This window comes from Lentisphaera profundi, from assembly GCF_028728065.1.
Lineage (GTDB): Bacteria > Verrucomicrobiota > Lentisphaeria > Lentisphaerales > Lentisphaeraceae > Lentisphaera > Lentisphaera profundi.
The window spans coordinates 1,806,114-1,828,869 of sequence record NZ_CP117812.1 but is presented as its reverse complement, the minus strand read 5'-3'; the positions used below and the strand labels follow the sequence as shown (position 1 = coordinate 1,828,869).

Genomic DNA, 22,756 nt, shown 5'->3' with positions numbered 1-22,756 from the left:
GAGTGAAGCATACTGAAGTCATGTTGCATTTTATCGCGGGGCCCTCTGCGGGGAAAAGTATTTCAGTCAAAGAGAGTACGACGATTGGGCGAGCGCTTGAATCGAATATTCCTGTTGCTGATAGGCGCATGTCGAGAACTCATGTCAAGATTTTTTCGAAAGATGAATTGTGGTGGATAGAAGACTTAAAAAGCTCTAATGGGACATGGTTAGGGACTGAGCGTATAACAGGGACGCATGAATTAAAAAATCTTCAGCATATTCGTATTGGTTCTTCAGTATTAGAAGTTGATTTTCCAGATGACGATCCGCGCTCTAATTTGCGAATCTTACACAGTATAGATCCTCTCCATCTGCGTAACCTATCCATGGCAGAAGATGAAATGATGTACCCTTCTGAGCATAGAAGATTAGCGGCTATTTACGGTCTGACTGACCTTATTAAAGGAGTGCAGGATGAAAATGAACTTTTTTCATTAGTCACACGTTATTTAATCCAGTCCATGCCCCAGGCAGAAAAGTGCTGTATTTATCTTTTAAAAGATAATGGGGAATATCTCACCCCCGCGGAAGGGATTGATAGTGAATATCAGCATTTAGAGTACTCTGAATACCCAGTGAGTCGCAAAATTTTAAACTATGTTTCCATGAAATTACGCGCGATTTTATGTGTGTATAACATGCAAGAAATTAAAGATGCGACGCAATCGGTTGTTATGGGTAGGAATCAACAGTTCCTTGTGGCGCCATTAATACATGAACGCGAGTTGCTCGGCGTTGTGTGTCTGAGCTCTTCTTTTGTGGTGAATGAACTGAGTTTTACTGAGGGAGATTTGCAGTTCCTGACAGGAGTGGTATTTACGACGGCAAGTCATTTATTTAGTGTCAGGCTTAATCAGCGTACAGTAGAATCAGAGCGTTTAGCAGCCTTAGGTACAACTGCGGCTAGTTTATCTCATTATATAAAAAATATTTTAACGGGTGTAGATGGCTGTCTCTATTTGATGAGGATGGGGATTGATGAAGAAGATTCAAACTTAATGAATGATGCGTGGAATGTACTCTCAAGGAATCATAAACGACTGACGGGTTTAATGCTAGATTTACTCAATTTAGCTAAAGAATCGAGTCTCAATATACAGCCTCATTCACTCACGGAAATAATAGTGGAAGTGGTAGATCTCTTGCAACAAGGTTTCGAGAACCGTGGGATTAAGCTTAAAGTGAGCGACCAAATTCGCTTTAAAAGCCTCGTGGTAGATCTGGATTCAATGGCGATACATCGTGTGTTTTTAAATTTATTAAATAATGCGGCAGATGCAATTGTAGGGAAGTACAAAGGAGAAGAGGGAGGAATGATTGAGTTGAGGGTAGATTTATCTCAATCGGAGCAGTTACTAGAGATTGATGTGATTGATAATGGAGAAGGAATTCCAGAAGAAATGAAATCTCGAGTATTTGAAGTCTTTTATACGGGGAAAGGGGATGAAGGTACAGGCTTAGGTTTAGCTGTGTCTAAAAAGATAATTGAGAGTCATAAGGGCAATATAAGTTTTTCATCAGACCCCAATGGGACTATTTTTTCTATTCGTTTACCGCTTCATCAACGTAATAATAATACTCGACTCATTGATTTGCCAGAAGATTTTTTAAGTCAACTTAATGAAGGGAAAGATCGGGGTGATACAAAAACGTTTGATTGATCTTACTTCATGAATCCATCAATCAGTTTTTGATATAGCTTATAGAGTGAAGTGTACTTTAGTAGCTCAATCTTTGTATTTTGACTTTTGTTTGAGCTAAAACAGAGGTAGTGAAGGAATTTAGAAATAGAGAAGTCTTCCATGAGTTCACTGTAAAGGTGAGGAGCCATGTTGGGGAAATTCTTCTTTATTTTTATTTGTAAAGCACCTTTTATGTTAGCCTCTTCCTCGCTAGAAATAAATTCTTCATCAAGATAAGAGAGTAATTGGTAATCACTACTTTGTTCGTGGGCCTTAATGAGGTTTGGCTCGTTGAGGCTTGCTCTAGCGTAAGCTTTTACGAGTAGTTCCCAGTGACCATCGGCTTTCTTGTCAAAATTTTCTATACATACGAGGCTAGCGGTATTATATAGTTGTGGTTCTAAGCCTTCTTGTTGGTAGGCAAGGATCAGGTTTCCGGGAGAATCAAGGAGCTTTTGGATAGTTTCCTCGTAGTGATACGGTATGTCTATGCGTGTTTTTACACCGGGGAAAATAATGGGGTTGTGGATCGGGATGAGGTAGAGTTTTTTATTTAACGACATTTGAACTGTGGCTTATGGTTTTGCGTATTCTTGCGCTAAAAATTGATCTTTATAACTTTGGATGATATCAAAAATCTCTTCGAGGTTATGCTGGAAGACATCTATTTTTAAATGACTTGAATCAGCATATAAAGCTTCTCTTTTTTTCATCATTTGTGTGATATCATTTAAGCTTTTGTCACCTTTAAGTAGGGGACGATTATTTCTTTTTGCGGTGTACTTTTGTACGTTTTCTGGGCTTGTGTTGAGCCATATGACTAAACCAGCTTCTTTGAGGGCACGGCGGTTTTCTTCGCGAAGTATACAACCTCCACCAGTAGCTATTATAGTGTTGTGATAATTTTTACAGAGCTTAGTTACGTAAGATTCTAAGTCGCGAAACGCTTTTTCGCCAACGGTTTCAAAGATTTTAGGGATGCTCATTTGAGCTCTTTTCTCAATTTCAATATCAAGGTCAAGTGCCTGGCGTTTTGTACGCGTAGCCATATATCTACTCAGGGAGCTTTTTCCGCTGGCCATAAAACCCACTAAAATAATATTCATATTAATACTCTATGGAAATCTTCTCTTTTTTATAAAAGGCCTCGACAAGGTCAATAACTTCTTGTTGCGTAGAGCACTGTAAAGCTTTTCTTGCTAGCTTGCTACATTTTTTCGAGTCAAGCTGAGAGGTGAGGTGTTTGATTTTACTGAGTTGCATAGGCGTCATTGAAAAATCTATTAGGCCGATTCCAATAAGTATGGGGGTGGCTAATGGATTGCTGGCTATTTCACCACAGATCGAAACTGGTTTATTCCTTTCGGTACATGAATCAATGATTTTTTTCAAGACACGTAGGATTAAAGGGTGCATCGGACAGAAGTAGTTAGAGACTTTTTTGTTGCCTCTATCAACTGCAAAGAAATATTGGACTAGATCATTTGTGCCAATACTAACAAAGTCGAAGTAATCAAGGAGTTCGTTGAGTTGGCAAACAGCAGAGGGCATTTCAATCATGGCACCGAGGGGCGGAATTTTAAATTTGCGGCCGTAAATTTTTCTTAATTCAGCAACTTGTTCTTTGATGACTTTTTTGAGTGCAACCACATCTTCGTAATGAGCTATCATAGGGAAAAGTATCTTCATGTTTCCTCTCTGTGCTGCACGTAACATAGCGCGAAGATGTGGGATGAAGACCTCTGGATGCTCAAGTAAAATTCTTATGGACCTATACCCTAGCATGGGATCAGTTTCTGTGCCGTGATCAAAGTAGGATAAGGGTTTATCTCCACCAATATCAAGTGCACGAATGACAACTGAATTGGGTTCGCCTAGTTTGGCGACTTGGCGGAAAATTCTATACTGCTCATTTTCAACAGGAAAATTTTCATGCATCATAAACATGAACTCAGTACGGTAGAGTCCAACTCCGTCATTTTGCACTTTTTCGAGCAGCTTAAAGTCACTCACCATGCATATATTACCACGCATCTTAATGGATACTTGATCCTTGCTGAGTGTAGGTAGGTTGACGGTAGGGTGTTCGATATTAACAACGCCAACACTTAGGCGTTCTTCGTACATTTTGAGGATTTCATCGCCAGGATTGATAACAATAGAGCCGTTATCTCCATCGACCAAGAATGTATCGCCTGCTTCGCATAGTTCATCAATATCGTTAACACCCATGACTGCAGGGATTTGAAGTGAACGTGAGAGTATGGCGGTGTGAGAGGTGCTGCCGCCATGAGAGCAGACAATAGCTAATATATTTTCATTTGGAATGCGAACGAGATCTGAGGGCATTATTTCAGGGGCAACAAGAATGACTTTTTGTTGGCTTACTTCTTGCTCTAAGCCGAGCCCTTGCAATTGAAGTATAAGACGGATGCCGACATCAAGTAGATCGAGAGCTCGTTCACGTAATTGGGGAAGGCGTGCTTCTTGGAATTTTTTTATGTACTTTTCGACAGTGTTTTTTACTGAGGCTTCGGCCGTGTAGCTATAAAAATCTATGCCAAAATACATATCTTTAATGAAGTTCTCATCTTCGAGGAGAAGTAATTGAGCAAAAAATATAGAGGCGTCAGCTTCTATGAAAACTTTTTGAGCACGTTCTTGAATGTGAACAGTTTCTTCGCAGGAAAGCTTTAGGGCTTCCTCAAGGCGCCCTGTTTCAATTTGACGATTTTCGCCTGTTTCAAGTACGATTCTATCCCAGATTTCTCTTGTGTTGAGCATGCGAATGGGGCCGTGAATGACACCTGGGGAGACTGCTGAGCCTTCAAGTTTTAAGTCGATGTGACTATCTGGTTCATCATCTTCCAAGGCTTGTGCAATTTCATCGCGGTCTTGAATTGTGTGATCAGATAAAACTCTTTGTAGGCCTTCTTGTGAAATGAGTGTGGCCATTTGCGAAGCTAAGGTATTGGCTAAATCCACGGCAGATTCATCAAGCATGGAAGTGAAGCGAGTTTGGATCACGAAGCAGCCAAGGGTTAGTCCACTACTATCAATCATAGGGATGCCGAGGTATGACTGAAATTTTTCTTCACCGATAGAATTAACGAGAGTGAAACTGGGGTGATCCATGGGTTTGGTCAAATTGAGGGCGTTTTGTTCGCGATAAACAAGTCCGGTTAAGCCTTCTTTAATGGAGAATGAAACTTGTGTTTTCTTGAGGAATCCGGTGTTGGCTCGAAGGTTGAGCGTTTTTTTCTTGCTATCAAAGGTGTAGATACTGCAAACATCCAAATGTAACTTCTCACATACTAACTCAGTCACCTTCTGTAAAATCTTGGAGGTGGGGTCATGGTTTAGTATTGAGTTGGTTACTTCTTTAAGTATGTCAACGATATCACTCAATTGGTCACTCTTGTTTAATTAATTTGATTTTTCTAGGCTAATTATAGCATTTCTTTCATTAGAAAAAAGAACAGGCTAGGCCCTTATGCCTTAGAAAACTTTAGATTTCTTGATTTATTAACAGTAAAAACTGTGATTGGTGAGTTTTTTATGCTTAATCAAGACTTTAATTAGATATACAAGTGTGTATGTATTTATTTATTCCCAGCAGAATTTTATGAAAAATAAGGCTCGTATTTGTTTTTTTGACTGTGTGCGGGAATAATCAAATAATACAGGATGGTCAAATAAACGAGGTAAAATGGAAAAGTAATAGTGCTGGTTGCTGGAAGATTTATCATAGAGTAAGCTCCATAATAAAGAAGAGGAAGTTGATGACCGCTTCTTGGAGCCTTTGATGGTGCCGAATAGGAAAGAGTATTCATATGCTAAGGGGTCATTATATATGTAGGCGATTAAGGGGATGTAAAATTGTGAGGCTTCAGAACTTTGACTGGGATGAAAGTTGATAGCACGAAGCCATTGATCAGGAGCGTTTTTTATGAAGCCTTGGCTTATTAATTCGCGTTCAATATCGGGAGAGTGAGCTGCTCCCCATGGGATGAGGACTGATTGGATTTGATCTTTCTTGAGTTCTTCATTCATCACAGTAAATAATTTTTGATTTCTGCTTGAGATGATTCCAGGGAGAATCGCGTGGTCAGTTTCATCTACTGAGCGCATGTTTCCAAAGAGTAGCTTGCGATTATTGCTAATTTCTTTAAGTTGAAATTTTTTTGATAAGCCTGCACCACTAAGTTGATATTTACTGTATAAAGCGAGGTTATTAACTTCGCCGCCAATTATGATAAAGGGCAGGGAGATAAGCTGTAAAAACGAGGTAAAAAAGCCTCCCTCTTTGGAGAACTCTTGTAGGCTTACATCTGCATTGCGTTCTAAGCCTCCAGGTTGGAGGAATAAATTTTGTGGTACGAGGCGATTGTAGTAATTGATGCGCGAAAAATAGGCACTTATGTATTGAACAAGAAAATGGTGAGGTGAAATGCTTGCTTTGCCTCGAACTCCCTCAGTTAAGGTGATATCATGTTCAAAGGTGAGGTGATGAATTTGATTGTAGAAGGATCCGTCTGCCATGTGAATCATGCCTAAGACAGAGACTGATTTACCCGATTTGGAATGGGTGAAGCGTGATAGCTTGCATGAAATGGCCTCCGGTTCACCTTTTTTCCCTAGAGCGTAAATGTAGTTTTTTTCGGGGATGTCACGCAGTGTCGCTGCGTAGATGGTCGAATCGTTCTGGCATGATGAGCATAGCCATAGGACTACGCTCAAAAATGCTAAAGACTGAAGCTGATGTCTTATGTTATAGGCCACCGCTCACTTCTAAAACTGTACCCGTTACATAGCTGGCTTGTTCTGAAGCAAGGAAGCTTACGCAATTGGCCACTTCATTGACGGTGCCAAAGCGTTTCATTGGGATTTGCTGCTTGTATTCATCGACTAATTTTTCAGGTAAATCTGAGATGAGATCAGTTCCAATGAAACCTGGTGAGACGCAGTTAACCGTGATTTTTCTTTTGGCCACTTCTTTGGAAAGAGAGCGACTAAGTCCGATTTGGCCTGCTTTTGAGGCAGCGTAATTAGCTTGGCCCGCAAAACCGAAATGTGAGCATGGTGAGGTGATGTTAATAATACGGCCATAGCGTTGGCGTGACATTTTCATGACGGCGGCCTTACACATATTGAAAGTTCCTGTAAGGTTTATATCTAGGACCTGTTGCCAGTCCTCGTTCGGCATCATAGCGACAATATTGTCTTTGCGAATTCCCGCGTTGTTTACAAGAACGTGGACTTTTTCAAAAGGAAGGCGAGTAAAAAAGTCTTCACAAGCGGATGCGTCAGCTACGTTGAAACAATCGATGAAAATTCTGTCTTTATACTCATCGTTTTCGGCTATGAACTCAAGTGCAGCTGCTTTATTTCCACTATAAGTGACGAGGACTGTGGCGCCTAGTTCGAGGAAGTTTTTGGCTATGGCTTTGCCAATACCGCGGGTACCACCAGTGACAATGATATTCTGATCATTAAATTGCATATTTAGTCCTGTTGTTCAGATTTGAGTATAAGGTGCATGAGTGTCGGAAGGTTAAGTAGGGGTGGGCCTTCCAGTTCTTCGGGTTTAATGTTGTGAGCTTTTAAGGAAGCTTGGATGATTCTGTTTTTGAGGGAATCATCTAGGGGTGAAGCTTCTTGTAAATGCTTGAGTTGTATAATCGTCTCTGCAGGGCTTTGTTGAGATGCCTTCCAGTAGAGATGGAGGATCAAATCGCTTATGGAGGCGGGTGCTGTTTTTAGATTACTCTTTAGGGTAATGACACTATCAGCTAATTGTTTTTCTTTATTATTTAATTGTTGATTTCTAGTGAGCTGATGATAGTAGATTTCAGCACCACTTTTGCTGTCAAAGTCTAGGATGGCATTGGACTGATCAATTTGTAATAGGCTAATCATTCGGAGGCGAGCTAATTGTTCATTGGCTTTTTGAGTAAGCTTTTTCTTTTGCAGATAAAACCATCGTTTCATTTTTTTTGTTTTAAGGTCCGAGTTTTTCGGGAAAGTTAGCAGCATTTCATTTTCGATTTGATTCACTTGCTTGAGAGTCAGGGCTAAACTATCTTTAGTTTGCAGTTGTGCTTTTAGTTGGTGGATTTTTTCTAGTGCAGTTAAAGTTCTAGATGCATCTGCGAGAGATTTTGAGACGCCATACTGTTTGGTGTGTTCTGTAATAAGAATTCGGGCCTGATCAAATTCTTTATTTTGAAGGAGTTGATTGCACTGGTGGAGGATGTCGGCTTCACCATGACTCTTTAAGAGTTTTTGAAGATGGAATTTTTCCTCCACGTTCATTTGTTCGAGTTTGGATTTAAGCTTTTCGGTTTTGTTTTGCTCAAGATGATTGAGTAGCTCACTATAATCCTGAATGGTTTCAGAATAATCTGTGGTGCTTTTTTGCTCCCGCTTACAAGATAGGAGGCTCAGCAGGATGAGGCAGAAGAAAAAGGCGTGTAGTTTTGTGCTCATAAGGGGTGTTTTAATCAATGAAAGAAATTTGGAGTTTCACGTTTTTTTATTTATCAAACAACTTACCTTGAGGGAACTAAAAGTCAACTTAAAAGGAATGCTAAAATGAGAGTAGATGGACGTCAAAACGAGCAACTAAGAGAGATTCGCTTCGAGCGTGGATTTGTAAAGAATTCCCTGGGATCAGCTCTTTCGGCCTGCGGTCTTACCGAGGTTATTTGTACAGTGAATATAAAAGAAGGTTTGCCATCATGGAAACGTTCTGGTTCAGGAGGTTGGTTGACGGCCGAGTATCGCATGCTTCCGGGAGCAACTCATACGAGATCCAAGAGAGAAAGTGCAGTTGGCGGGCGCTCGTCAGAAATCCAACGACTCATAGGTAGGACTCTGCGTGCAGCTGTCGATTTGGATAAATTAGGTGATCGGACGATCCAAATAGATTGCGATGTACTCAATGCAGATGGAGGTACAAGATGTGCTTCTATTAATGGTGCAATGCTAGCTTTGATGGTGGCTTTGAAAAAGATGGAAGAGCAAGGGCATAGTATTGAAGGAGTTATAAAGAAACCACTCGCAGCTATTAGTGTCGGCGTTGTTGGTGGTGAAGTAATGTTAGATTTATGTTATAAAGAAGATTCAGCTGCTGATGTTGATATGAATGTAATTATGACGGCAAGTGGTGATTTTGTCGAGGTTCAAGGGACAGGGGAAGAAGCTGTGTTTAGTCGAGCAGAATTGAACGCCTTGCTTGATGCCGGAGAAAAGGGTACGAGTGAAATTAGTGCTGAACTCGCAAAAATTTATCCGGAATTCTTTCTCTAGGCCTGGTAGCTGATGATAGCTTCTTTAGCAGATTTTCTGCTAGAGAAGGGGCCGGAAATTTCTTCCATGCCTTCTAAGTTATGTAAAAACCATTTGCCGCGTTTTCTGTAGACGAAAACGGGTTCGGGGACATCGAAGGCGCCCTCGCGATAAGTGATGTAGACATAGGGGAATTTACTGACTAGATGCATTTTTCCTTCGCAATACTTCTTTTGTAGTTTTTTATGCTCTAGAGGGAAAGATTCGAAATCGTTTCTTTCATGGGGGAAAAATTCAAAAAAGCCAAGTTGTTTAACATCGTCACTTAGCGTTTGGGATTTGTGCATGGCCTTCGCGGCTTTTCGATGCTCCATGAGTTGCATACTTTTAGGATCAAGATCATTTAAATCAGTAATTTGTCTTAAACGAATAACTGGATTTAATAAAAAAGTTAAAATATCTAGAATAGTAGCAGGATCACTTTGGTATTTTTCATAGATCTCTTCATAGCCTGTATAGCCCCATTCGGCGTAGATGTCTGAAAGCTCAGTAGAGCTCCAAGATTCTATTTGATCATAATCACTGCCAACAACGGCGTAGAGTTCTATGCCTTTATTCACATCTAAAATCAAGCTTAAGCAGGGTTCAAGGCTCCAGTGTGTAGAATCGGAGACTTGTAGTTTTCTAGGGTTGGCTTCGTCGTGCCAAGGGCTCACTCCCCAGACCCAGAATTTAACTTGAGGGCGTCCCAAGACGTCATCAGATACACGGGCAAAAGCCAGCTGATCATTAAGGCGAAAAAAGCCTGAGATGTAAAAGTTTGCTAGCATAATTATAGTGTGAGTCAGCCCGTGAGTTTATTTAGAAGCAACAAGTATAAAGGCTTAATCCGGTATGACAAATAAGCTTATTTAGAAGATAGTATGATTTTTGCGGCGTCCGCAATTGTCTGATTATGTGAAATTTGATAGAAGCATCCAACTTCGGCGGCTTTTGCAGCTAAGCGATCACTCTCTTGGTCACCCAACATTATGCTGTTTCTTAAGTCAATGTCATCAAAGTCCTTTGCTGCTTGCAAAAGCATCCCCGCTTGGGGTTTGCGACATCCGCAATTTTCGTGTCTATCGTGAGGACAGTGATAGATTTTGTCGAAAAATCCACCTTCGCTTTTTAGCTCATCTTGCATTTGTGAATGTAAGTTATTTAAGCCGTCCAGGGAAAATTTCCCTAAGTTTATGCAACGTTGGTTGGTGACTAAGATTAAGCGGTAGCCAGCTTTTTTGAGGAGTGCAATTCCTTCTATAGCACCTGGCATGAATTCGAAATCATCCCAAGTCATTACCCAATTACCGACTAAACGAACATTGACGCAACCATCGCGGTCAATAAAAATGGTCTTCATTTTAGGAGAAATCTCCAATGTTTCCTGCTTGAGTAGGGCATTGCGCTCGCCATCTTAGCAGATGATCCGCAATAACAATGGCACACATTGATTCTGCAATTGGAGCAAAACGTGGAAGCAAGCAAGGGTCGTGGCGGCCACCAGTAGAGATATCGACGGCCTCACCTTTTTGATTGACGGATTTTTGTGTGCGTGATAGTGAGGATGTTGGTTTTACAGCAGCACGCATAATAATGGTTTCACCACTAGAGATGCCACCTAACATGCCACCGTGATTATTCGTACAGGTATGAACCCCATTTTCGCTTGGTTCAAATAAATCATTATGCTCCGAACCGCGCATTCCCACAACAGCAAACCCTGCGCCATATTCAAAGGCAGTTACAGCGGGGATCGACATGATGGCTTTGGCTAGATCAGCTTTCAGTTTATCAAATACAGGTTCGCCGAGACCAGCAGGGACACCAGTAATGACCATTTCAGATAAGCCACCAATAGAATCTTGGTCCTTGCGGACTTCTTTAATTAAAGTGATCATTTTCTCTGCTGCATTTGCATCGGGACAACGAACAATATTGGCTTCAACTTGTTCGAGCGTGATTTGAGCAGGGTCTTGGATGTCCGCACTGATGTGACCTACTTGTTTTACATAAGCGAGAGTATTGATGCCATATTGGCCAATGATTTTCTTGGCTAGGGCACCGGCCGCTACACGGCTAATCGTTTCGCGAGCAGAAGATCGTCCGCCTCCGCGGTAATCGCGTAAGCCATATTTTTTATCAAAGGTGTAGTCAGCGTGGCCAGGGCGATATTTATCAAATATTTTAGAGTAATCACGACTTCGTTGGTCTTCGTTGGGTACGAAAATAGCAATACTTGTCCCAGTAGTTTGACCTTCAAATACACCAGAAAGGATAGTTGCCGTATCAGATTCTTTACGTTGGGTAGTTACCGCACTTTGACCTGGTTTTCTACGATCGAGATCAGGTTGGATATCTTGCTCAGAGAATTCTATGCCTGGAGGGCAACCGTCAATGATCACTACATTACCTTTGCCGTGAGACTCTCCAGCGGTGGTGACTCTAAAAGCTTGTCCAAATGAATTGCCAGCCATAATTGTATACCTACGTAAAATTTAGAAATTACGCCTACTATAGAGCTGAGTTCCTAAGCATCAAGGAGCCTTATATACTGAGTGTAAAATCTAGATGGATTTCCGGCCTTGAGGCAAGTTTTTTGTAGTTATGTTAAGAAATGGAGCAATAATTTTTTCTAATTCTCGAGCAAATTTTGCTGCACCATCAATACCTAAATGTACAGGGTCAGAAGATTCAGGGCGGAGATTTTTTTCGGATGTGATGCTATCTCCGGCAATGAAATGAATGTTTTTATCGCCTTCTTGTCGTTTTTGATTGATGAACTGTTCCAAGGCAATGCGGTATTCGTCAGGAGTGATTTTTGTCTTTGGTGATGCAGTGTTTTTTGTGAAGAGTAAGCTAATACAAAATATTTTGGCTGTGGGTTGAGCCGTCCGTGTTTTTTGAATGAAAGCATCGTATTGCTCGATATATTGATTGACGGACTTTCCTTGGAAGTTTAAATCGTTATAGCCTATGAGTATCGTGATGAGTTTAACATTTTTAAAGTCACTTAAGCATTCGGCGACGGCAGGTGATATTTTTCCTCCTCCAACTGCAAGGTTATAGATTTGTAGATTTAACTTTTTAGATAGGATAAAGGGGTAGGTTTTATATGATTTTGAATCTTGTCCCACGCCATGTGAGATAGAATCACCTATCGCTAGATATTTCTTTAGTTGTTTTGATTTATCTGCTCTTAAATAAGATTTGTCATCAATAGTAAAGCGCTCTAGAATAGGGTTAGAAAAGCTTGGGAGCACGAGTTCATAACTGGTTTCATCTCCAGGAAAGGGATTAGCCATTTTAATTTGTATGGACTCAGTTTTTTTGAAACTGTAGAGTCTTTTCGCTTGTCCATTGATGTAAAGGGCGAAGTCAGATCCGCGGTTTTCACTTTCTTCGGGGATGGTGAAGCTAATGCTGATTTTTGCACTATTTGATGTGAATAAAATACTGGCGCCTGAAGTTGTTTCGGCTTTTTTTATGTTAAAACCTAATTCTCGAGAGTTCAGTTTTTGAAATTCTAGCGGAAAACGTCTAAATTCCATGCCTTGATCTATCAATCGGCTATAGTTAGCACCTCTAATACTATAGGTGTTGCTAGATGCTGATAGGGTTTGATCAGCGAAGATGAGTTGGGTGAAACTAAGGCTGAGAAGTAAAAATAATTTCATATGATTCCTAGATTTTAATTTCAACTATTTTATCTTTATCCAATTGGATTTTTTTCGTAAATGATTTTCCACGATATTTAAAACTAATGGTATACTGCCCTTTGAAAGCACGAGTTTTAATGAGTCCTTGAGCATCGCTTTTTATGCTTCCTTGAGTAACCCAAAGTTGTTTGAAGAGATATTTCCAAACTAAACCATTAGCTTTTAAGCTGCCATCCTTATTGATCATATAAGAAGAGTGTCCCCAGCTTGGTTTCCCGTTGACTTCAGCATGAGTTGAGGACTGAAATATCGTCCAAACATAGAGGCCGTGAACCAAGCGATGACTAAAATAAGTCGCAGCAACTTCAAAAGTGATTTTGGCTCTTTCTTGATCAGAAAGCTTTCTTTTTAAATCAGCAACTTCGAATTCAGTGCCTTTGATGGGGAGTTGAAATTTACTGAGACGTTCTAGTGCTTGATAAATTTGCTCTGGTGTAAGATTGAATTTATAGCGACTTTGTACTCCTAATCCATGGAGTGGCGCACCTTGATCAAGGAGCTTCTGGACATTTTGCTCATATAGATCTTTAAACTTGTCTTTAGTACCTGAGATGATTTGGTACTCATTGAGGTAGAGTTTTACATTGGGGTTTTTAGACGATTTTTGTGCGAGTTTAAACCATTTAGCTTCTTCACCTTGGCCTAAAGTATCTTGAAGCAAGTGATTAGTTCTGGGTTCATTGATGACATCCCATTCGTAGAGGTCCCACTTCTGAGCCCAAGTGCGAATTACTTTGTTGGTCGCCTGACGTAATTTCGTCTTGTTATTTTTGTTCGCTAAAATTTCTTTGGGTAAATGTTTTTCTCCGGGCCAAATTAAGGTGTGACCACGCAAGGGGATGTTTTTTTCTTCTAACCATTGTTTTGCTTTTGGGATAAGTGTTTCATGGCTTTTTTTGAGTTTATATTTAAAGGCATTATTAAAGCCCGTAGCATTGTAAAGTTCGAGGAATTTGGAACGATAAATCTTAGGGTCGATATAAGGTTTCCCAGTTTTACGCTCCCCATGAAACTGCCATAGACTGATAATCCCACCGTGATGGAATTCGTGGCTATCTAAATTGATTTTCACGTCAGTTGGAGTGAGTCTTTGACCATTGGCATCAATTAAAACGAGCACGAGGTCAGCTTTCCTATGTTCTTCAATACGTTTTTGAGCTTGTTTGAACCAAGGTTTAGCTTTTTGTGTTTCAATGAGTCTAGAAATGTCTTTGTATTGCTTTGGGATTTGACCCGATCTATCAGTCAGCTGACTATAGGCAATTTTAGCAGTATTCGCTAGCGTTACTTTCTCAGGTTTATTTTGGTCCCAGAGAAGACAGAGGCAGATAAAGGAGATGAGAATAAGGACCAAAAGGATTTTGACCCCTTTCAGTAAAGGAGAACTTGTTTGTTGGGGTTTCGTCTTAGGTCTCCGTTTGCGTGCGCCTTTACTTGGATGTGCCATTTTACTTGACTTTGTACATAAGTTTACAGCCTTGACCATCTTCACGAAGTTGTGTACTGAGTTCTTTGATAAGAGCGGCGTAATCCTTGTTAGTAGCTAAGTTCAGCGTTTCGCCGGGGTCTTGTTCGTAATCATAGAGTTCTATGGCATCGACCTTATTGGCTTTGATCCATTCGATATAACGGTAACGTTGAGTACGGTATGAGTAACCTTTAGCACCCTTGCTTTTGAAGAAACTAATAGCGCCATTCTGATGTTGTTTCTCAGTGCCTTTGATAACTTTTAAAAGACTGTCCCCTTGAACGATTTTCGGTGTAGTTATTCCTGCGGCATCACATAGGGTGGGATACATATCCATGAGTTCAGCAGGAGTCGAACTCTGATTCGCCGTTTGCCCAGGAATATAAATGATTAATGGAACTCGTGTAGCTTGTTCCAGGTTGGTGTGTTTACCCCACATATTGTGATCGCCCAGGTGGAAGCCGTGGTCGCCCCATAGGACAATAATGGTGTTTTCTCTTAAGTTTAGATCATCAAGTCTCTTAATTAAACGGCCAACTAAAGTATCAATATAGGAGACACAAGCCAAGTAACCATGGAAGGCTTCTTTTTGGAGTTCCATGGGGATGGGGCCTTTTTTAGGGATGCCGTCATAGCCTCTCAATTCATTACTATCATGCCAACCATAAGGACTCGCACCTTGAGCTTGCTCACGAAAAGAGGGAAGTGTAAGGCTATTGCGATCATATAAATCCCAGTATCTCTTTGGTGCAACAAAAGCTAAGTGAGGCTTTTTAAAACCAACGGCAAGGAAAAAAGGCTTCTCTTGTTCATTGGCCTGCTTAAGTAGTTCTAAGCCATTTAAAAGAATTTGACCGTCAGTTAAATCTTCGTCAGCAATATCAGGTGCTAGAGCAAAGCGTTTTCCGTCTTTAAGTTTAACTTTTCCATAATTCACACCTTTGTAAGGGATGCTCCAGGATGCGGCATCATCTTTTTCTCTGCCATCGACACATCGTGGGTCATAAATTTTTCCGGTGGCGGCAGTGAAATAGCCCGAGTTCTTGAAATGTTGAGGCAAAGTGAGCACGTCCGGGTTGATAGAGCGCATTTTTGTTTTTAAATCCATAACGCCTGTGCTCTCTGGGTAGAGTCCCGTCATTAAGCTAGCACGTGAAGGTCCACAAACAGCCCACTGACAATGGGCATTAGTAAAAGTAGTCGCGCTTTTGGCTAGTTGATCAATATTGGGGCTTTTAACTTGGGTGTAGCCGTAGGCACCTAATTCAGGTTTTAAGTCATCAATAGCAATGAATAAAATATTAGGATTTTTTGCACTCAGTGCAAAAGGTAAAAGTGTACAAATAAGTATGAAAGTTTTGATCATGGAAGTTCCAAATGGTTTGTTTGTATGAATAATGTCGCTCCTTAAGCATTTTTTGACATGAACTTTCATCTAAGTAGCCTTTTTATTTAGCTGAAAAGTGATTAAGGCTGTCAAACTTATTATATTGTTAGCGATTATGTATTATGAAATCAACAAACTATACAGGATGATCAAGTCAGTATGAAAATTTTAACATTATTACTTTTTAGTTTTACACTATTCGCTTCAGAGCAGCCCAATATAATTCTATTCTATGTGGATGACTTTGGGGTAAAAGACCTTTCCTGCAATGGTAGCTCATTTTACGAGACGCCCAATATGGATCGCTTGGCTGCAGGTGGAATGAAATTTAATAACGCTTATACAGCTTTCCCACGGTGTTTACCGGCGCGTCAGGCTTTGTTGACTGGTAAATACCCAAGTCGTTTTGATGTCCAAGCCTACCCCAAGCAACATTTGCCGTTTGAAGAAATAACTTTTGGTGAAGCCTTAAAAGATGCAGGTTATTCCACGGCCTATATAGGTAAATGGCATTTAGGGCATGAAGGTCAAGATCCCAGTAAGCAAGGTTTTGATCATATAGTTCACACGGGACATGCTGGTGCAACGGGAAGTTTTTTCTATCCCTTTCCAGTGGAAAAAGGTCATAGTGTTGAAAATCCCGTTAAGGGAAAAGAAGGTGATTATCTCACAGATTTACTACGTGATGAAGCTTGTGAATTTATTCGTGAGAAAAAAGATCAGCCTTTTCTATTAGTCATGGCTCCTTATGCGGTGCATACCCCTTTAGAAGGCAAGAAAGATTTAGTAGAGAAATATCGTCAAAAACTTAAAAGATTGGGCCTGTCTGAAGGTGGGACTAAAGATGATGCAGATTTAGTAAAAGATGGCACAGGTATTTATAAGACTGTGCAGAATAATCCAAATTACGCTGCCATGATCGAAAGTGTGGATACCAGCCTAGGCAAAATCATGCAAACTTTAGAAGATTTGGGAATAGCGGATAATACAGCCATCATTCTGTCCTCAGATCATGGAGGGCTCTCTTCTAGAGGTTTGAATAATAATCGTCCTTTAGCTACATCAAACTTACCTTATCGCCATGGCAAAGGCTGGGTCTATGAGGGTGGTATTCGAGTACCACATATCGTGAGATGGCCTAAAAAAATAAAAGCAGGAACAGTGAGCCATGTTCAAACAATTGGAGTGGATCACTATCCGACAATCTTGCAAATGGCGGGCTTAGATCTTAAGCCTAAACAGCATATAGATGGCAGAACTTATTTTAAAGCTTTAAAAGGAGACGATTATCAACGTGATGGCATGTTTTGGTATTCACATACAGCGCGACCGGATAGTACTGGCGATACTCGCGGAATGGCTTACACAGAAGGGAAATATAAAATTCATGAATGGTTTGATGAAGACTCTATAGAACTTTACGATTTAGAAAATGACCCTGGTGAACGTAAAGACCTGAGTAAGCAAATGCCTGAGAAGACAAAAGAGCTTCATGGTAAAATGCTAGCGATGGAAGAATCGGTAGGCAATTATCGCAAGCAGGGTTTGCGATCAACGCAAAAGCGTTTAGATCGCAAGAAAAATCCCAAAAAGCCATCAAATAAAAAACACTAGTTCAAATTTTCCAGTAGTGATTTTTGTAGAATCTACTGCTGGCTATCGAACCAAGAACCTTGGAAATTACTTAAAGTTGAAGAAATCGGGGTGCCTTCTAGAACTTGATAAGAATTCATTCTTCTTGAACTGCCATCCACTAGGCTGAAGTTACTCTCGCCTTTACCAAAATGATTAGAGACTTTATCGGCGGCCGCTGAGTTGGGATTGAAGATGAATTCCCGATAAAAATAGCCTGAAGTTCCATGGGATTGATCACCGCCTCCACCTGCAAAGTTCCATTTGTTCCAGTGTTCCCCGAGGACAATTGTACGACTCGCATTGCTTACGGCTGTGATTTGCATGGACTCCGAAAGACGATCTTGACTTGGATTTGTATTGCCACTGTCTTCACGACCGATAACACCGACACTCCAGTTTCCTGTGGAACGGTAGTCATTGACGATATAGGACTTTCGAAACCTAGCAGCGGATGCCGATTCGACATTATCTGAAGGACATTGCAGTTTGGTATAGCTATAGTTGGTATTAGTCATGGCGATTTCTTGCTTATCTGCATCAGTCCATGGGAGTCCGTAGTAAGATGTGATCATATCATCCCAGCCATAATTTCCGTGAGCAGCGGGATAATAACTCTTATTATCCGACGTATACATTTGAATAGCAATGCCAATTTGTCGTTGTGTACTAAGACATACGGCCATTTTGGAGGTTTTGCGTGCTTTGCTTAGAGCAGGGGCAAGTAAAGAAGCTAAAATCCCGATTATAGCGATAACAATTAGCAACTCAATCAGTGAAAACTTTTTCATTTGTATTCCTTATCTAGTTCAATCGAAGGGCGATTTTTTTTAATACGAGTGAGATGAAGCCAATCTAACATTAATTTAATAAATGATTGTTTTGTTCAAATAACTCGTATTTGATAAGTACTTCGTTTTAAATTACCTGTTGTGGACAAAGTTTTAGTATTCTTTATATCTTTTTAGAGACCTTGGCAGAGGCGCGGTGAAATAGGAGATGCATATGTTTCATTCCAGTCACTTTGGCTTTATGTAGACGCCATTACCATGCCAGCGGGATTGTAAAAGTTCTTTACTCCAATAGACAGGTCCTTTTTCGGGATCCCAAACTTCATAAAACAGTCCTAAGTTATTGATGTAAAAATTGTCGATTTTCTTCATAATAACTAAGGCGTGTTTTTCTCGGCCCAAGGGAGCATCCACAAAGAGCATACTGGGGTATCTCAGATCTTTGATCTTAGTATTGTGGAAAATTTCTGCATGAAACCCTAATTGACGAGCACCCAGAACAATTTGCGCGGGTGAGCTACCTTGCACAGTAGTTTTAATGGCGGTGGCGGCGTCTTGCTCGCTAATAGGCATTTGGTAATAGGTAGAGATGTTTGATAGGGAAGCGGCCGCACAACTCATGGCATCACTTTGTAGTGTCATGACACCATACTTAAGGTCTTTGATTTCTGGACTTCTCGTGTGATAGAGATAAATACTATTGATTGAAAGAAGAATGAAGCTAGTAGCGATACAGGTACTTAGGCGATCACTTTTTTGTTTAAAAACAATGAAAAGTAATAAAGTCGAAGAGAAGACGAGTAGAGAGTTTAAGCCAAAAATGAAAGTCTCAATAGCATAGGCTTGGGCAAGTAAGGGCAGTTGGTGAGCATAGTTGTAATTAAGAGATAAGACTCTTAAAATGAGACCGAAGAAGGCAATAAAAACAAAGATGGAAACAATCGCAATATTTTTATGGACCGCATTATTCCGACTCAAGTATTCTTTTTGAAATATAAATTTTCGCCTGGCTAAAAGGAAGGCAAGCAAGCTAGAAATTAAGAGAATTATAATAGTCATAGCTTTAATATGTGAAGTTTTATTTTTTTATAAAGTTTTCTCTGACTTTATGAGGTAGAAACTTAGAGATGACGCTATTTCGCGAGTTCTAATAAGCCGCTTAAAGTGAAGTGAGGCGGGGCGAGCTCAGCGTCGGGGAAGTGTTTTTTGAAAAACTTGGCATCCCCACCGGTGAAAACAATGGTCATGTCGGGGAAGTTCTTACTATTATGCGTGATCAGTTTTTCGATTGCACCAATTAATCCAAGGTCGACACCGCTTTGAATAGCTTCCATAGTATGGCGACCGGGGCTTTTAGCAAGACTTGAATTTAGTGGGGCCAAGGGGAGTTGGCCCGTGGCAGAGGCAAGGATTTTTCGTTGTAAAAGGCGACCTGGAAGGATGTTTCCCCCTTGAAATTGATTGCTTTTATCAATGAGCTCAGTCGTCACACAAGTACCACAATCAACGACCATCACAGGTGCACTATAGTGTTTTTGTGCGGCAATCGCATTCGCAATCCTATCCGCACCAATAGAAAAATGATCCACATCAGCAAATTTAATAGATTTTGCGAGTTCAGCATTAAGCAGGATGAGTTTTTGTCCAAAACGTACACAGAGCTGACCAGTAACTTTGGGGACAACGGAGGCCACAACAAGGCGGTCAACCTCATGAGCGCGATAAGCTAGCTCTTTCATGATATCTACGGTCTTGATGATATCTACATTGACGAGGTTATCCCAAGCAAGTTCAGAATGGGTATTTCCGATGTTAGCAAATAGTGTTTTCATTAGATCCATTGGTGTTTGTGATAACGCCTAGCTAAAGCAGGCTTTATCTCAGGATATAACCCTGACCAAAAGTTTTCAAGGTTTTTAGTGACCTGAATAGGGCGATGATTGGGGGCTAATATCTCAAAAGTGAGTGGAATACGTGCCGGACCGATCAAAGGAGTCTTTTTTAAGTCAAAAAGCTGTTGGATAAAAGCCCTTACATAAATCTCTTTTCCGACTTGGTAAAAAATCCGCAATTTCTTGCCATTACCGATATCAATATTCTCTGGTACGGCGTCTTCAATAAAGCATTGTTCATCCCATGATAGAAGATTTTTTAAATAACTCAAGCAATCCATATCACGGACTTCTTTGGCTTTAGTGAGACCCGAACACATTTCCATATAAACAATTTCTAAATCTTGAGGGGAATAAGTGATAATGCCCTTATCGGGATAAATCTCGGCACATTTACGTACGCGCTCAATCCAGTCATCTAATTTTTCACTCCATTTATTGAGCTTGATGGTGCCATCAATGATTTTGTTTGCGAGTACTTGTTCCGTCTGAGCATCGGGCTCACAATCGACTATTTTTTCTTCTATGATGAGTGAGCGAAAGCAACTTTGTTGAGCTCTGCGGGCAGATTTACTGCTAGGGTCCCAGATGACTTCATCTTTACTGAGCAGTTCGCCGGGGAAAGTGTGATCCAAGAGTTCGGGACTTATTGCAGTGAGTTGCGAGAGTTTAGTTTTTGCGCCAAGGCTTGTTGCGATATCCGCAATACTAGTAGCGAGGATAAGCGTCGCTTTCTTCTGTGAACTAAAGCGGTCAATCTCTCCCTTTAATTGATTTCCGAGGCTCACTTGTAGAGAACTCGAGTCACGGCGTTTTGCGAGGTAGTCAGGAAAGGCGCGTAAAAGGCAACAATGAGGATGCATGTCATTAAAGTTTTGTAGGCGAGGCATGGTTTCGCAAAGTCGTAAAAATTGCATGCGAGCTAAATCAGCCGAGCGACAATTATTGGCGTTGAGAGAATATTTATCGCATTCTTGAACTTGGAATTTACAGCTTTTGGCAATGAAGAGCATCTCGGCCATAAGGTCTAAATCGGAACTGAAATCTAATTCTTTACCAGGAACTAAGTCAGTGAGTTTCTTTTTGTTGCGATTGAGGATAATGGAAGGCTCGGAAATTAAAGCCGCATAAGTACAGGCCTTATCCATTTGATCGGCTTGAGTGCCGTAATAAAGTAGGGCCGCCAAGCGAGGAGAGCAGGGCATTTTGGAAGCGTGAATTCCTGCAGTACTTAGGCTTCCTTGGGAATTCGTGAAACCCAAAAGTTCGAGCACTTTCCATGCTTGATCGAGTTCTTTTGGGGTATCAATCAAATTCAATTCTTCAAGATCAGAAAAACCTAGTGCGAGGCATTGCAAGAGTAATTCAGAGGGGTCACAGCGCAAAATTTCGGGCTCAAAATGCTGCATTTTTCTAGTCTGTTCAGATTTTGACCACAGGCGCAGGCATTGACCCGCACTCGTTCGGCCGGCTCGACCAGCTCGTTGCTCTGCACTCGATTGTGAAATACTCTTGGTGTAAAGTGTATTGATTTGCCGCTGTGGGTCATAGGCATTTTGACGAACTAAGCCAGAGTCGATGACGGCGGTGATATTGGGGATAGTCAGCGAAGTTTCAGCAATATTAGTGGAGACAATAATTTTTTGCTGTCCCGTATTCTCAATAATGCGATCTTGCTCTTGGGGATTTAATTGTCCATGAAGAGCATGAACCGGAACTTTAAGGCTTCTCTGGAGTTCATTAACAGTCTTCATGATCTCGTATTTTCCAGGCATGAAAATGAGTAAGCTACCCTTGGTAGTTTGCATGATTTTTTTTGCGGAATTCGCAGCGACTTCCCAAATCTTTTTTTGTCGGTCGGGAATGAGGTAATCAATATCGACGGGGAAATTGCGGACTTCAGTGGTGATCAATGGGCATTGTAATGCAGCTTGGAGCTTGTCGACGTCTAGGGTTGCACTCATCAGCATGATGTGTAAGTGACTTTGTTTTTCTTGGACTTTGCGACAGAGCGAAAACGCCAGATCCATTTGCCAGCGACGTTCATGAAATTCATCAAAGAGTACGGCGCCAATTCCCTTGAGTTGAGGATTGCTTTTTAGTTGTTGTAAAAAAAGTCCATCCGTCATGAAAATAATTTTCGAGTCTTTGTTAACTTTTGAATCGTGGCGGATGCTATAGCCGACTTCGCTTCCGAGTTTAACTGAACGGAGAAATGCGGTATGATGAGCGAGGAATTTGGCTGCTGCTCGGCGCGGTTGAATGACAATGATTTTGCCATCGATTTTACCTGAGTCCAATAAGATACCAGGTACGCAAGTGGACTTGCCTGAGCCTGTGGGGGCCGAGAGTAAGAGCAGTTTGTCGCGCACAACAGTCTCAATGACTTGTTCGGCAACTTGGTGTATGGGCAGTTGAGACATGTGATTAGGGTATAAAGAAGCCCGACTATGGAGTCGGGCTCAAAATTCCACTTAGTCTAAGTAAGAACAGCAGTAATCGAAACCGTCTTCGATTTTGAGTTTGAAGCTCGAGTTTGCAGGAACATCGAAAGAGCTTCCAGCTTCAAAAGTTTGCCAGTCATCAGAACCAGGAAGTAAAACAAGCGCTTTACCGCCAAGTGCTTCCATGATTTCGGCCTTTTCAGTACCAAATTCATAATCGCCAGCATTCATGTAACCAAGAGTTTTTTTAGTGCCATCAGCAAAAACAACTGCACGGCTTGTGACTTTGCCATCAAAGTAAACATTGGCAGCTTTGATAATAGTAACATTATTAAATTCAGACATGTGAATCATCCTTTTATTATTAAGA

Annotated in this window: 20 protein-coding genes; 3 read left to right on the top strand and 17 right to left on the bottom strand. The window is 40.9% G+C overall.

The window, feature by feature from the left end; all coding sequences use genetic code 11:
- Positions 1 to 2 precede the first annotated feature (2 nt).
- Entirely contained in the window at positions 3 to 1,703 is a 1,701-nt protein-coding gene (locus PQO03_RS18435) for an ATP-binding protein (protein WP_274152422.1), read from the top strand.
- A gap of 2 nt (positions 1,704 to 1,705) precedes the next feature.
- Here the strand turns inward: PQO03_RS18435 and PQO03_RS18430 are convergent, their stop codons facing one another.
- The 6 genes from PQO03_RS18430 to PQO03_RS18405 all read right to left on the bottom strand — a co-directional run bounded on the left by PQO03_RS18430 (position 1,706) and on the right by PQO03_RS18405 (position 8,213).
- The gene (locus PQO03_RS18430; protein ID WP_274152420.1) at positions 1,706 to 2,287 is read right to left on the bottom strand and encodes an LON peptidase substrate-binding domain-containing protein; all 582 of its coding nucleotides are present in this window, start codon (positions 2,285 to 2,287) and stop codon (positions 1,706 to 1,708) included.
- Between the two features lie 12 nt (positions 2,288 to 2,299).
- On the bottom strand, positions 2,300 to 2,830 hold the full coding sequence (locus PQO03_RS18425; RefSeq protein WP_274152418.1) for a shikimate kinase: 531 nt from the start codon (positions 2,828 to 2,830) through the stop codon (positions 2,300 to 2,302).
- Position 2,831: 1 nt separating this feature from the next.
- Positions 2,832 to 5,132 carry a phosphoenolpyruvate--protein phosphotransferase gene (ptsP, locus tag PQO03_RS18420; protein WP_274152417.1) on the bottom strand — a complete coding sequence of 767 codons (2,301 nt, stop codon included), beginning with the start codon at positions 5,130 to 5,132 and terminating at the stop codon, positions 2,832 to 2,834.
- 198 nt (positions 5,133 to 5,330) lie between these two features.
- Complete coding sequence (locus tag PQO03_RS18415; protein WP_274152415.1) at positions 5,331 to 6,506, bottom strand: hypothetical protein; 1,176 nt, start codon at positions 6,504 to 6,506, stop codon at positions 5,331 to 5,333.
- On the bottom strand, positions 6,496 to 7,227 hold the full coding sequence (gene fabG / locus PQO03_RS18410; protein ID WP_274152413.1) for a 3-oxoacyl-ACP reductase FabG: 732 nt from the start codon (positions 7,225 to 7,227) through the stop codon (positions 6,496 to 6,498). The genes PQO03_RS18415 and fabG overlap by 11 nt, the downstream gene beginning before the upstream one ends.
- Positions 7,228 to 7,229: 2 nt before the next feature.
- Entirely contained in the window at positions 7,230 to 8,213 is a 984-nt protein-coding gene (locus tag PQO03_RS18405) for a hypothetical protein (RefSeq protein WP_274152411.1), read from the bottom strand.
- A 105-nt stretch (positions 8,214 to 8,318) separates the two neighbouring features.
- Here PQO03_RS18405 and rph point away from each other — a divergent pair, with 105 nt between their 5' ends.
- A complete protein-coding gene (rph, locus tag PQO03_RS18400; RefSeq protein ID WP_274152410.1) occupies positions 8,319 to 9,035 on the top strand; it encodes a ribonuclease PH in 717 nt (238 codons plus the stop codon).
- Here the strand turns inward: rph and PQO03_RS18395 are convergent.
- From PQO03_RS18395 to PQO03_RS18370, 6 genes are all read right to left on the bottom strand, one after another.
- The gene (locus tag PQO03_RS18395; RefSeq protein WP_274152408.1) at positions 9,032 to 9,844 is read right to left on the bottom strand and encodes a hypothetical protein; all 813 of its coding nucleotides are present in this window, start codon (positions 9,842 to 9,844) and stop codon (positions 9,032 to 9,034) included. The two genes, rph and PQO03_RS18395, sit on opposite strands and share 4 nt — an antisense overlap.
- A 77-nt stretch (positions 9,845 to 9,921) precedes the next feature.
- The gene (locus PQO03_RS18390) at positions 9,922 to 10,416 is read right to left on the bottom strand and encodes a D-glycero-alpha-D-manno-heptose-1,7-bisphosphate 7-phosphatase (protein WP_274152406.1); all 495 of its coding nucleotides are present in this window, start codon (positions 10,414 to 10,416) and stop codon (positions 9,922 to 9,924) included.
- Between the two features lies 1 nt (position 10,417).
- A complete protein-coding gene (aroC, locus tag PQO03_RS18385) occupies positions 10,418 to 11,530 on the bottom strand; it encodes a chorismate synthase (protein ID WP_274152405.1) in 1,113 nt (370 codons plus the stop codon).
- Between the two features lie 90 nt (positions 11,531 to 11,620).
- Entirely contained in the window at positions 11,621 to 12,730 is a 1,110-nt protein-coding gene (locus PQO03_RS18380) for an SGNH/GDSL hydrolase family protein (protein WP_274152403.1), read from the bottom strand.
- Between the two features lie 7 nt (positions 12,731 to 12,737).
- Complete coding sequence (locus PQO03_RS18375) at positions 12,738 to 14,219, bottom strand: endo-1,4-beta-xylanase (protein ID WP_274152402.1); 1,482 nt, start codon at positions 14,217 to 14,219, stop codon at positions 12,738 to 12,740.
- A gap of 1 nt (position 14,220) precedes the next feature.
- Positions 14,221 to 15,606, bottom strand: a complete 1,386-nt coding sequence (locus tag PQO03_RS18370) for a sulfatase (protein WP_274152399.1) — start codon at positions 15,604 to 15,606, stop codon at positions 14,221 to 14,223.
- A 180-nt stretch (positions 15,607 to 15,786) separates the two neighbouring features.
- Here PQO03_RS18370 and PQO03_RS18365 point away from each other — a divergent pair, with 180 nt between their 5' ends.
- Positions 15,787 to 17,241, top strand: a complete 1,455-nt coding sequence (locus PQO03_RS18365) for a sulfatase (protein WP_274152398.1) — start codon at positions 15,787 to 15,789, stop codon at positions 17,239 to 17,241.
- Positions 17,242 to 17,273: 32 nt separating this feature from the next.
- Here PQO03_RS18365 and PQO03_RS18360 read toward each other — a convergent pair whose 3' ends face one another.
- The 5 genes from PQO03_RS18360 to ppnP all read right to left on the bottom strand — a co-directional run bounded on the left by PQO03_RS18360 (position 17,274) and on the right by ppnP (position 22,731).
- On the bottom strand, positions 17,274 to 18,050 hold the full coding sequence (locus tag PQO03_RS18360; RefSeq protein ID WP_274152396.1) for a type II secretion system protein: 777 nt from the start codon (positions 18,048 to 18,050) through the stop codon (positions 17,274 to 17,276).
- Positions 18,051 to 18,278: 228 nt separating this feature from the next.
- A complete protein-coding gene (locus tag PQO03_RS18355) occupies positions 18,279 to 19,028 on the bottom strand; it encodes a cysteine peptidase family C39 domain-containing protein (protein ID WP_274152394.1) in 750 nt (249 codons plus the stop codon).
- 155 nt (positions 19,029 to 19,183) lie between these two features.
- Positions 19,184 to 19,882 carry a type III pantothenate kinase gene (locus PQO03_RS18350; protein WP_274152393.1) on the bottom strand — a complete coding sequence of 233 codons (699 nt, stop codon included), beginning with the start codon at positions 19,880 to 19,882 and terminating at the stop codon, positions 19,184 to 19,186.
- Positions 19,882 to 22,365: an ATP-dependent helicase HrpB gene (gene hrpB / locus PQO03_RS18345; protein WP_274152391.1), complete on the bottom strand. Its 2,484-nt coding sequence runs from the start codon at positions 22,363 to 22,365 to the stop codon at positions 19,882 to 19,884. The genes PQO03_RS18350 and hrpB overlap by 1 nt, the downstream gene beginning before the upstream one ends.
- A 51-nt stretch (positions 22,366 to 22,416) precedes the next feature.
- Entirely contained in the window at positions 22,417 to 22,731 is a 315-nt protein-coding gene (gene ppnP / locus PQO03_RS18340; RefSeq protein ID WP_274152390.1) for a pyrimidine/purine nucleoside phosphorylase, read from the bottom strand.
- Positions 22,732 to 22,756: the final 25 nt, after the last annotated feature.

What these genes read in the sequence shown, in the direction of transcription:
- PQO03_RS18395 (WP_274152408.1), bottom strand. Translation starts at nt 9,844, where the DNA reads ATGCTAGCAAACTTTTACATCTCAGGCTTTTTTCGCCTTAATGATCAG.
- aroC (WP_274152405.1), bottom strand. Translation starts at nt 11,530, where the DNA reads ATGGCTGGCAATTCATTTGGACAAGCTTTTAGAGTCACCACCGCTGGA.
- PQO03_RS18405 (WP_274152411.1), bottom strand. Translation starts at nt 8,213, where the DNA reads ATGAGCACAAAACTACACGCCTTTTTCTTCTGCCTCATCCTGCTGAGC.
- PQO03_RS18425 (WP_274152418.1), bottom strand. Translation starts at nt 2,830, where the DNA reads ATGAATATTATTTTAGTGGGTTTTATGGCCAGCGGAAAAAGCTCCCTG.
- PQO03_RS18375 (WP_274152402.1), bottom strand. Translation starts at nt 14,219, where the DNA reads ATGGCACATCCAAGTAAAGGCGCACGCAAACGGAGACCTAAGACGAAA.
- rph (WP_274152410.1), top strand. Translation starts at nt 8,319, where the DNA reads ATGAGAGTAGATGGACGTCAAAACGAGCAACTAAGAGAGATTCGCTTC.
- ppnP (WP_274152390.1), bottom strand. Translation starts at nt 22,731, where the DNA reads ATGTCTGAATTTAATAATGTTACTATTATCAAAGCTGCCAATGTTTAC.
- PQO03_RS18390 (WP_274152406.1), bottom strand. Translation starts at nt 10,416, where the DNA reads ATGAAGACCATTTTTATTGACCGCGATGGTTGCGTCAATGTTCGTTTA.
- PQO03_RS18365 (WP_274152398.1), top strand. Translation starts at nt 15,787, where the DNA reads ATGAAAATTTTAACATTATTACTTTTTAGTTTTACACTATTCGCTTCA.
- hrpB (WP_274152391.1), bottom strand. Translation starts at nt 22,365, where the DNA reads ATGTCTCAACTGCCCATACACCAAGTTGCCGAACAAGTCATTGAGACT.
- PQO03_RS18430 (WP_274152420.1), bottom strand. Translation starts at nt 2,287, where the DNA reads ATGTCGTTAAATAAAAAACTCTACCTCATCCCGATCCACAACCCCATT.
- PQO03_RS18380 (WP_274152403.1), bottom strand. Translation starts at nt 12,730, where the DNA reads ATGAAATTATTTTTACTTCTCAGCCTTAGTTTCACCCAACTCATCTTC.
- PQO03_RS18360 (WP_274152396.1), bottom strand. Translation starts at nt 18,050, where the DNA reads ATGAAAAAGTTTTCACTGATTGAGTTGCTAATTGTTATCGCTATAATC.
- fabG (WP_274152413.1), bottom strand. Translation starts at nt 7,227, where the DNA reads ATGCAATTTAATGATCAGAATATCATTGTCACTGGTGGTACCCGCGGT.
- PQO03_RS18370 (WP_274152399.1), bottom strand. Translation starts at nt 15,606, where the DNA reads ATGATCAAAACTTTCATACTTATTTGTACACTTTTACCTTTTGCACTG.
- PQO03_RS18350 (WP_274152393.1), bottom strand. Translation starts at nt 19,882, where the DNA reads ATGAAAACACTATTTGCTAACATCGGAAATACCCATTCTGAACTTGCT.